The sequence below is a fragment of the Polaromonas sp. OV174 genome (assembly GCF_900112285.1).
In the GTDB taxonomy this organism is placed as follows: Bacteria; Pseudomonadota; Gammaproteobacteria; order Burkholderiales; family Burkholderiaceae_C; genus Polaromonas.
Window position 1 is genome coordinate 1 of the sequence record NZ_FOKZ01000051.1, and the last position, 7,658, is coordinate 7,658.

10 protein-coding genes are annotated in these 7,658 nt (G+C 59.5%); 3 read left to right on the forward strand and 7 right to left on the reverse strand.

Annotation, left to right across the window (positions count from 1 at the left end):
* The 3 genes from BM160_RS21840 to BM160_RS21845 form a co-directional block, all read left to right on the forward strand.
* The coding region (locus tag BM160_RS21840) for a transposase (RefSeq protein WP_143093318.1) at positions 1–213 on the forward strand (213 nt) is incomplete at its 5' end.
* Positions 214–406: 193 nt separating this feature from the next.
* Positions 407–985, forward strand: a complete 579-nt coding sequence (locus tag BM160_RS22445) for a hypothetical protein (RefSeq protein WP_143093319.1) — start codon at positions 407–409, stop codon at positions 983–985.
* Positions 986–1,028: 43 nt separating this feature from the next.
* Positions 1,029–1,484: a GNAT family N-acetyltransferase gene (locus BM160_RS21845; RefSeq protein ID WP_092008250.1), complete on the forward strand. Its 456-nt coding sequence runs from the start codon at positions 1,029–1,031 to the stop codon at positions 1,482–1,484.
* A gap of 170 nt (positions 1,485–1,654) precedes the next feature.
* Here the strand turns inward: BM160_RS21845 and BM160_RS21850 are convergent, their stop codons facing one another.
* The 7 genes from BM160_RS21850 to BM160_RS21880 all read right to left on the reverse strand — a co-directional run bounded on the left by BM160_RS21850 (position 1,655) and on the right by BM160_RS21880 (position 7,378).
* Complete coding sequence (locus BM160_RS21850) at positions 1,655–2,032, reverse strand: RidA family protein (protein ID WP_092008251.1); 378 nt, start codon at positions 2,030–2,032, stop codon at positions 1,655–1,657.
* Between the two features lie 83 nt (positions 2,033–2,115).
* Positions 2,116–3,204 carry a sulfate/molybdate ABC transporter ATP-binding protein gene (locus BM160_RS21855; RefSeq protein ID WP_092008252.1) on the reverse strand — a complete coding sequence of 363 codons (1,089 nt, stop codon included), beginning with the start codon at positions 3,202–3,204 and terminating at the stop codon, positions 2,116–2,118.
* An 18-nt stretch (positions 3,205–3,222) separates the two neighbouring features.
* Positions 3,223–4,218, reverse strand: coding sequence for a sulfate ABC transporter permease subunit CysW (gene cysW, locus BM160_RS21860; protein WP_255369045.1), 996 nt, complete (start codon positions 4,216–4,218; stop codon positions 3,223–3,225).
* Positions 4,215–5,108, reverse strand: coding sequence for a sulfate ABC transporter permease subunit CysT (gene cysT, locus BM160_RS21865; RefSeq protein WP_092008253.1), 894 nt, complete (start codon positions 5,106–5,108; stop codon positions 4,215–4,217). The genes cysW and cysT overlap by 4 nt, the downstream gene beginning before the upstream one ends.
* Before the next feature lie 3 nt (positions 5,109–5,111).
* Positions 5,112–6,104: a sulfate ABC transporter substrate-binding protein gene (locus BM160_RS21870; RefSeq protein WP_092008254.1), complete on the reverse strand. Its 993-nt coding sequence runs from the start codon at positions 6,102–6,104 to the stop codon at positions 5,112–5,114.
* Positions 6,101–6,703, reverse strand: coding sequence for an RBBP9/YdeN family alpha/beta hydrolase (locus BM160_RS21875; protein WP_092008255.1), 603 nt, complete (start codon positions 6,701–6,703; stop codon positions 6,101–6,103). Before BM160_RS21875 ends, BM160_RS21870 begins: the two co-directional genes overlap by 4 nt.
* A gap of 24 nt (positions 6,704–6,727) precedes the next feature.
* A complete protein-coding gene (locus tag BM160_RS21880) occupies positions 6,728–7,378 on the reverse strand; it encodes a peroxiredoxin (RefSeq protein ID WP_092008256.1) in 651 nt (216 codons plus the stop codon).
* Positions 7,379–7,658 lie beyond the last annotated feature (280 nt).

A 7,658-nucleotide genomic window follows, 5' to 3' on the forward strand; every position in this document is an offset into this window, starting at 1 on the left:
ACGGCGACCATGGCCGCCAAGCTGCAAACCGACCAAGCCAAGACGGCGTACCGAAAACGCAAATGGATTGCCGAGCCGCCCAACGGCTGGATCAAGAGCGTGCTGGGGTTGCGCCAATTCAGTATGAGGGGCCTGCACCGGGTACGCGCCGAATTCAAGCTCGTGTGCCTGGCCCTCAATCTGCGCCGGATGTGTTCAATGCAAAGCGGCTGAGGGCAACAACCAGCAAAAAATGCCCGCACCTGCCCCGCAGCAGGGCTCAAGGAGCCGCCCCAGCGCGGTCGTGCCGCGCCAAAACCATGATCGACTGCCACGGTAGCAACGAAAACAGCAAATGACCAAGCTCATCGAGCCTCAAATCCTTCTGCCGCGCAGACTCCTAGCAGCCAGATCTAAGGACTGAAAATTGGAAAGCCTATCTAATACCGCCCTGGCAACACTCACATCATTCATTGAATTTTGGGGGCAAAAAGAAATTATTGGTCTCTGCGTTGGCGCAGCAGGCAGTGCTATCTGGTATCGAGTCACTGGCGCAGAAGAACAGAAGCAAAAAAATAAGCAGGTAATTTCAATCATCCGTGCCGCCATCCAAGAAACATCGAGAATAGCAACTCAGAATCTCGGGATAGTTGACAACGAGTTAACCCGGCTACATTTAGAAAAATTGACTCTAGAGCCGCACACAGACTTCATCCCAACATCTGCAGATCTACTTCTTTTAGTGTCAAATTTCAAATTTAAGAAAAGCGTTGAGCTGTGGAGTTCTCTTAAGAAAATTGAATCTTTAAGCAGCCAAGCAGAACGGCTTGTCTTGGAAACAACTCAGCTAAGGCGAGCAATAAAGCTCGAAAATAGAGCAGAAATTTATCGTTTTGAATTGATCCCTTACCTGAGACAACATGATGAGCTTCATGCCCGGGTCATCAATCAAATCGTTGCTGAGTGCCAAACATCTAACGCCCTTCTAGAAAGTGTCAGAACCTAACAAGGCGTATATGGACGCCCCCACCAGTTCAAAGATTCCACCCATGAAAATTGAAATCGACGACCTCTCTCGCCCGGCAATACAGGCATTGCTGAATGAGCACTTGCAGAGCATGTATGAACTGTCCCCGCCTGAAAGCGTTCATGCCCTTGATCTTGAGAAGCTCCGCCAACCCGAGATCACGTTTTGGTCGGCCTGGGACGGCTCGCTGCTGCTTGGCTGCGGCGCCCTGAAAGAGCTGAACCCTAAGCATGGCGAGTTGAAGTCCATGCGCACGCCCAACGGACTCAGGCGCAGAGGTGCGGGACGCGCCATCCTGGCGCATGTCATTGAGGTTGCAAAGTCCCGCTCCTACGAGTGTTTGAGCCTTGAGACCGGCACGATAGACGCCTTCAAGCCAGCGCAAAGGCTGTATGAGAGCTTTGGCTTCGTCTACTGCGGGCCGTTCGGCGACTACGCTGAAGACCCGAACAGTGTTTTCATGACCTTGCGCATGTAAATGATGCGTACGGCCAACGCAAACCCTGGCGCCCCCTTTCTGGTTTGAATGGGAAGTGGTGAAGAGACTTCCCGCCTGACCTTGCCCGAATTGAAGCACTCGGCAAGGGATTCCTTTTCCAGGGGCAAGGTCAAGCAAAGAAACCGTCGAAGACGGGATAGGCATCAGCCTTACGGCTTATAGGCGATGACCTCGATCTCAATCTTGGTGCCGACCATGTTTGTCGCCTGTATGGTCGAGCGCGCCGGCTTGTTTCCGAGGAAGAACTCACTGTAAACACGATTGAAATCATGGAAGTCGCGTGCGTCATCAAGCCAGACCATGGTCTTCACCACGTCCTCTAGCGTGCAACCGGCCAATGCAAGTGCGTGAGCTACATTTTTTATCGTCTGGCGGGTTTGAGCTTCTATTCCCCCTTCGATAATGCGGCCGCTTTCGTCCCTGGCGACTTGGCCGGACACAAACACAAAGCCGTCAGCCTTCGTCACCAGTGAGCGCGGCAGTGTTCGTGTAGCCGCATTGCTCTCTTCAAAGAACGTGATCGTCATGTCGGATCCTTTCGCAAAAAGGACCCATCAATTCTATATTTCTCGTACGCATCAAGGCTTGCTTCGGGAAGCCTGCCAGGCGCCTAACCCGCCACAAAAACCCTCGCCTTGCGCGGCGTCACCACCAGCATGTCGCCTTCCCGCAAACCCATCTCCTGGTACTGCTGCGAAGGCATCTGGGCTTCGATGATGGAATCGCCCGACGCACTGCCCTTTTGCGCGTAGCCTTCGGCCGGCAGCAGCTCCAGCCGCGCGATCGGGCCGATGACGATGGCGCGCTCAAGACGCGCGACTATGCCTTCGGCGCCGGGTGAATAGCGCTGCACTTCCAGGTCGTGCGGGCGCACATAGGCAAAGGCCTTGGCGTCCTGGGCGTCGGCATGTTCGGGCGAATCGATGCGCAGGCCTTCGAGGTGCACCTCGCCCTCGTGAGCGCGGCCATGGAACAGGTTCACGTCGCCCAGAAAGCCATAGACAAAGGGGCTGGCCGGGTGGTCCCAGACCTGCTGCGGCGAGCCGATCTGCTCGACCTTGCCCTGGTTCATCAACACCACGCGGTCGGCCACTTCCAGCGCTTCCTCCTGGTCGTGCGTGACGAAAATGCTGGTGACATGCAGGTCGTCGTGCAGGCGGCGCAGCCAGCGGCGCAACTCCTTGCGCACCTTGGCGTCCAGCGCGCCAAAGGGCTCGTCGAGCAGCAGCACCTTGGGTTCTACCGCCAGCGCGCGCGCCAGGGCAATGCGCTGGCGTTGGCCGCCCGAGAGCTGCGAGGGGAAGCGGTCGGCCAGCCAATCGAGCTGCACCAGACTGAGCAACGAATGCACTTTCTCCTTGATCTGCGCTTCGCTGGGGCGCTGGCCGCGCGGCTTGACGCGCAGGCCAAAGGCGACGTTTTCAAACACCGTCATGTGGCGAAACAGCGCGTAATGCTGGAACACAAAGCCTACCTGGCGCTCGCGCACATGCACATCGGTGGTGTCTTCGCCGCTGAACAGGATGCTGCCGCGGTCTGGCGTTTCCAGGCCGGCAATGATGCGCAGCAAAGTGGTCTTGCCGCAGCCCGAAGGGCCCAGCAAGGCGACCAGCTCGCCCGAGCCTATGTCCAGACTGACGTCGCCCAGCGCCTGGAAGTTGCCGAACTGCTTGCTGACGTTGCGAATTTCTATGCTCATGGGGTTTCCTTTAGGCGTTTAGGCGGCAAGGGCGGCCTGGGGCCGGGGGCGCTCTGGCGGCAACTCGGCCGCCGCTTTTATTTCTGCTTCGTGGCGCCATTCGGCGACCGACTTGATCAGCAGCGTGACCAGCGCCAGGATGGCCAGCAGCGAGGCCACGGCAAAAGCGGCCACCGACTGGTATTCGTTATAGAGAATTTCCACATGCAGCGGCAAGGTGTTGGTTTGGCCGCGAATGTGGCCTGAGACCACGGACACCGCGCCAAACTCGCCCATGGCGCGCGCGTTGCACAAAATCACGCCGTAAATCAGGCCCCACTTGATGTTGGGCAGGGTGACATGCCAAAAGGTTTGCCAGCCGCTGGCGCCCAGCACGATGGCGGCCTGCTCTTCGTCATTGCCCTGGGCCTGCATCAGCGGAATCAGCTCGCGGGCGATGAAGGGAAAGGTCACGAAGACGGTCGCCAGCACGATGCCGGGCACCGCAAAAATGATCTTGACATCGTGCGCCTGCAGCCAGGGGCCAAACCAGCCCTGCGCACCAAACACCAACACATACATCAGGCCGGCCACCACGGGTGACACCGAAAACGGCAGGTCCACCAGCGTGGTCAAAAAGGCCTTGCCGCGAAACTCGTACTTGGCAATGGCCCAGGCCGCAGCTACGCCAAACACCAGGTTGAGCGGCACGGCAATCACGGCGGCAATCAGCGTGAGTTTGATGGCGCTCCAGGCATCCGGCTCCTGCAAGGCGGCCAGGTAAGCACCAAAGCCCTTGCGCATGGCTTCGGTGAACACCGCTGCCAGCGGCAGCACCAGGAACAGCAACACAAAGACCAGCGCGACCGTGATCAGGGAGTAGCGCACCCAGGGCGCTTCGGTGGTGCCGGCCCTGACGCGGCGCACCGCTTGTGAAGATGTGCGCAGCGAAGGGCCGCCCCGAGCAAGCACAGCCCCCTCGGGGGGCAGCGCAGTACGCGAAGCGACAAGCGTGGGGGCCTGTTTATCGTTCATGCGACAGCTCCCGCGTTGCGGCGCTGCCAGGCTTGCAGCGCATTGATGACCAGCAGCAGGATGAAGGACAGCACCAGCATCACGACGGCCACGGCAGTGGCGCCGGCGTAGTCGTACTGCTCCAGCTTGCCGATGATGATGAGGGGCGTGATCTCGGAAATCATGGGCATGTTGCCGGCAATAAAAATGACCGAGCCATACTCACCAATCGCCCGGGCAAAAGCCATGGCAAAACCGGTCAGCAAGGCCGGCGTGATGGACGGCAGAATCACCTTGGTAAAAATCTGCAGGCGCGTGGCGCCCAGCGAGGTGGCGGCTTCTTCGAGTTCTTTTTCCGCGTCTTCGAGCACCGGCTGCACCGTGCGCACCACGAAAGGCAAGCCGATAAAGATCAGGGCAATTACCACGCCGGCCGGCGTGAAGGCCAGCTTGATGCCCATGGGCTCCAGATACTGGCCCAGCCAGCCGTTGCCGGCCAGCAAGGCGGTCAGCGAAATGCCCGCCACGGCGGTGGGCAGGGCAAAGGGCAAGTCCACCAGCGCATCAACAATCTTCTTGCCCGGAAACTTGTAGCGCACCAGCACCCAGGCCAACAGCAGGCCAAACACCAGATTGACCACGGCCGCAAACAGCGAGGCGCCAAAGGTCAGGCGGTAAGAGGCCAGCACGCGCGGCGAAGTGACGGCCGCCACAAACTGCTCCCAGCTCAAGCTAAAGGTTTTGAAAAACAGTGCCGACAGCGGAATCAGGACGATCAGGCTCAAATAAAAGACCGTGTAGCCCAGCGTGAGCCTGAAACCAGGCAGCACGCGTTTGGCCGTTCGCTTGCTACCGACGTGCCTTGCCAGCGCCACCGCAGCAGGCGGCGTGGCGGAAAGTGCAGCGCTCATGACTTACTTGACGGTGTAGAGCTTGTCGAACTGGCCGCCGTCGTTGAAATGCACTTTTTGCGCTTCATCCAGGCTGCCAAACAACTCCTGCACCGTGAACAGCTGCACCGGCTTGAAGGTGGCGGCGTATTTCTTCAGCACCGCCTGCGAGCGTGGGCGCAGCGCATGGCGGGCGGCGATTTCCTGGCCTTCGTCCGAGTAGAGGTAGTTCAGATAGGCCTTGGCCAGATCGGCCGTGCCCTTCTTGGCCACGGTGCGCTCCACCACGGCAACCGGGTTTTCGGCCAGGATGCTGATGGACGGATAGATCGCATCGACCTTGCCTTCGCCAAACTCCTTGTTGACTGACAGCACTTCGGATTCGAAGGTGATCAGCACGTCGCCGATATTGCGCTGCAGGAAGACGGTGGTCGCGTCGCGGCCGCCCTTGCCCAGCACCGGCACGTTTTTATAGAGCTTGCCAACGAATTCGGCGGCTTGCGCGTCGCTGGCGCCCTTTTTCTTGGCATAACCCCAGGCCGCCAGGTAGGTGTAGCGGCCATTGCCACCGGTCTTGGGATTGACGACGATGACCTGGACGCCTGGCTTGATCAGGTCATCCCAGTCCTTGATGCGCTTGGGATTGCCATTGCGCACCAGGAACAGCATGGTTGAGGTGGTGGGCGAGGCGTTGTCGGGAAAGCGTTTGCTCCAGTCCTTGGCGACCACGCCGGCGCGGGCCAGGAATTCCACGTCGGTAGAGGTGTTCATGGTCACCACATCGGCATCCAGGCCGTCGGCCACCGAGCGCGCCACGGCGCTGGAGCCGGCATGCGACTGGTCGATCTTGACGTCCTTGCCACCGGTCTTTTTGTAGTGGGCGATAAAGGCCGCGTTGTACTCTTTATAAAACTCACGTGCCACGTCATACGAGCCATTCAGCAGGGTTTGTGCCGAAGCCATGCCACCCGCCGTCAGAACAAGGGTTGCCAAAGCGAGTTTGAGTTTTGAGGTCATGCTATTTCCAAAGATCCAAAAAATGAAGAAGAACTAGAAGTGAAAGAAGCTGAAGCGGCAGGGCCGGCATCTGCCAGCGCCACCGGGCCGGTCAGCGACTGCAGCAAGGCCAGGCCCAGTGGCCATTCGCCGTGGCCGGATTCGATGTTGATGTGGCCGGCATCCTGCAGGCGCACAAACTCGCTGCCCCAGGCCCTGGCGTAGGCACCGGCCAGGCGCACCGGGCAGAAGGGGTCGTTGCTGCTGGCCACCAGCACATTGCGGTAAGGCAGGCGCTGGTAGGGCACGGGCGCAAAGTCGCTCAGGATGGCACGGCGTTCCGGGTCGGCCGGCGCCACCAGCAAGGCGCCCTGAATCCGCGCTGCGGCCTCGGGTGGCAAATGCGCGGTGGCGATGCAGCCCAGGCTGTGCGCCACCACCACCACCGGCTCGTTTTGCAGCAAGATGGTGCGGGCAATGCTGGCCACCCAGGCCTTGCGGCTGGGCGTGACCCAATCGTCTTGCTGGACCCGCACGGCGCCGCTCAGGCGCTCGGCCCACAGGCTCTGCCAGTGACCGGGGGCTGAGCCTTGCCAGCCGGGGACGATGATGTAGCGCACGCTGTGAGACCGATCGTTGCGCGATTACTTGTTCGGCTGGGGCGTGATGCGCAGGTAAGGCTTGATGGCCTTCAAACCCTTGGGAAAGCGCTGAGCCAGTTCGGCCGGATCCTGCAGGCTGGGCACGATGATCACGTCGTCGCCGTCTTTCCAGTTCACCGGCGTCGCCACCTTGTAGCCGTCGGTCAGCTGCAGCGAGTCGATCACCCGCAGGATCTCGTCAAAGTTGCGGCCGGTGCTGGCGGGGTAGGTGAAGGTGGTGCGTATGGCTTTCTTCGGATCGATGATGAAGACGCTGCGCACCGTGGCCGTGGCGCCTGTGCTCAGGGCGTTGGGGTGAATCATGTCGTAGAGCGTGGCCACCTTGCGGTCGGCGTCGGCCAGGATGGGGAAGTTCACCGTGGTGTTCTGCGTCTCGTTGATGTCCTTGACCCATTTGCCGTGCGCGTCCAAAGGATCCACGCTGATGGCGATGGGCTTGACATGGCGTTTGGCGAATTCGCCACTCAGCGCCGCCGTTTTACCCAGCTCCGTGGTGCAAACCGGCGTGAAATCTGCCGGGTGCGAAAACAGCACCACCCAGGAGTCGCCTGCCCATTCGTGAAAGGAAATCTTACCGGCGGTGGAGTCTTGCGTGAAGTCAGGAGCGGTGTCGCCGAGTCTGAGAGTCGTCATGGTTTGCGCCTTGTTTTTGCTAGGGATTAGCCATTGTGGGCAGCAAACCTTAAAACTCAAAAGAATATATAGCTCTTAATTTATGGCGATTAAAGAATATAAGAAGAAAGCCCCATCACTGCGATGCCAGCAGCATCGGGATCGTTGATGGGCATCAGGCCGCGAGCAGCCCCAGGAACGATGTTTTTAATAGCTGGAGGCGCCCGTCCCTCTTGGGCTAGAGGCCTATTTCACCTGATTAGCGACTTGCCTCAGACATGCGCAGTATGGTCAGAGGCTG

Bases quoted from the DNA above. Each gene is read 5' to 3' on its own strand.
- cysW (WP_255369045.1), bottom strand. From the start codon at position 4,218: ATGAACGATAAACAGGCCCCCACGCTTGTCGCTTCGCGTACTGCGCTG.
- BM160_RS21880 (WP_092008256.1), bottom strand. From the start codon at position 7,378: ATGACGACTCTCAGACTCGGCGACACCGCTCCTGACTTCACGCAAGAC.
- BM160_RS21845 (WP_092008250.1), top strand. From the start codon at position 1,029: ATGAAAATTGAAATCGACGACCTCTCTCGCCCGGCAATACAGGCATTG.
- BM160_RS21870 (WP_092008254.1), bottom strand. From the start codon at position 6,104: ATGACCTCAAAACTCAAACTCGCTTTGGCAACCCTTGTTCTGACGGCG.
- BM160_RS21850 (WP_092008251.1), bottom strand. From the start codon at position 2,032: ATGACGATCACGTTCTTTGAAGAGAGCAATGCGGCTACACGAACACTG.
- cysT (WP_092008253.1), bottom strand. From the start codon at position 5,108: ATGAGCGCTGCACTTTCCGCCACGCCGCCTGCTGCGGTGGCGCTGGCA.
- BM160_RS21855 (WP_092008252.1), bottom strand. From the start codon at position 3,204: ATGAGCATAGAAATTCGCAACGTCAGCAAGCAGTTCGGCAACTTCCAG.